Origin of the sequence: Streptomyces lacrimifluminis (assembly GCF_014646095.1) — a bacterium.
GTDB lineage: Bacteria > Actinomycetota > Actinomycetes > Streptomycetales > Streptomycetaceae > Streptomyces > Streptomyces lacrimifluminis.
In genome coordinates this window covers 1-1256 of sequence record NZ_BMMU01000105.1, presented here as the reverse complement: position 1 = coordinate 1256, position 1256 = coordinate 1, and the positions used below count along the sequence as shown (strand labels likewise).

At 68.2% G+C, this 1256-nt stretch carries 2 protein-coding genes; one reads left to right on the top strand and one right to left on the bottom strand.

Features of this window, described 5'->3' with window-relative positions:
• Positions 1–432, top strand: a 432-nt coding sequence (locus tag IEY89_RS40115) for a DUF6896 domain-containing protein (protein WP_229695744.1), incomplete at its 5' end; no start/stop codon positions are given.
• 5 nt (positions 433–437) lie between these two features.
• On the opposite strand, the gene IEY89_RS40110 is transcribed toward IEY89_RS40115, so the two are convergent.
• A protein-coding gene (locus IEY89_RS40110) for an IS5 family transposase (RefSeq protein WP_189152450.1) occupies positions 438–1246 on the bottom strand; the annotation gives its coding sequence in 2 pieces (ribosomal slippage) (positions 438–907 and positions 907–1246; 810 coding nt in all).
• Positions 1247–1256 lie beyond the last annotated feature (10 nt).

Genomic DNA, 1256 nt, shown 5'->3' with positions numbered 1-1256 from the left:
TCAGCCGTAGGCTCAGGGGGATGGCGCTGTATGGAACGGGTTGGGGCTGCACGAGACCTCGTGCTCGGTTACGTCCAGGCTCTGAATGCGATTGACGAGGCCATGAGGGTGGCGATCCTCTCGCTTGAGCGACTGGCAGACGTCCTCGGCCTGGTTCGTTCGCGCCGGATCAGTCGGAGTGGTCACGTCGGCGCCTACTCCTACACGGTTCATGGGGCAGGCTGCCGCTTCGTCAGTGGCAACGGCACTGAGGTCGATGTGGACTTCTCAGCCGACGGGAGTGAAGTCTTCGACCTCTGGCGGCTGCTCCGGTTCGGGCTGAGCCTGCCGGAGACTGTTGACGTCACGGATGAGGACCTGCGGTCCGCAGTGCAGTCACTGCAACCGCCTCTGAAGGAAGTGCGGCCTGGGTGGTTCAGCGTAGCCAACTGATCGCTTCAGGACGGGGTTCGTAGGCGTCGGAGGCATATGAGGCTGCAGGCCAGTTCGAGCAGGCCCTGGTGGAGATCGGCGCGTCGTTCGTAGCGGGTGCGGAGCCGTTTGAACTGGTGCAGCCAGGCGAAGGCGCGCTCGACCACCCAGCGCACCTTGCCCAGTCCGGAGCCGTGGGCGACGCCGCGTCGGGCGATCATTGGCTTGATGCCGCGCTTCCACAGCAGGCGGCGGTACTTGTCGAAGTCGTAGCCCCTGTCGGCGTACAAACGTCGGGGCTTGCGACGGGGGCGTCCTCGCAGCCCCCGGATCGGCGGGACGGTGTCCAGCAGGGGCAGGAGCTGGGTGACGTCGTGTCGGTTGCCGCCGGTGAGCGTGACGGCGAGCGGGGTTCCGTGGCGGTCGACGATCAGGTGGTGCTTGGATCCAGGGCGGGCGCGGTCGACAGGCGAGGGGCCGACGTGATCCCCCCTTTGAGGGCCCGGACGTGCGACCCATCCACGGAGCAGTCGTCCAGGTCCAGCAGGTCGGCGCGGCGCAGCTCGGCCAGCAGGGCAGCGTGCAGGCGCGGCCACACGCCGGCCTCGGTCCAGTCCCGCAGCCGACGCCAGGCTGTTACCCCGGAGCAGCCCACGGCCTCCGCCGGGACGTCCCGCCAGGCGACACCGGTCCGCAACACGAACAGGACACCGGCGAGTGCTGTTCGGTCAGGAACGCGCAACCGCCCGGGATGACGGCGTCGTCGTTCGGGAGCGGGTGGCAGCAACGGAGCCACCCGCTCCCACAAGTCGTCCGGAACAAGATCAGCACGCACCTGGTCACCC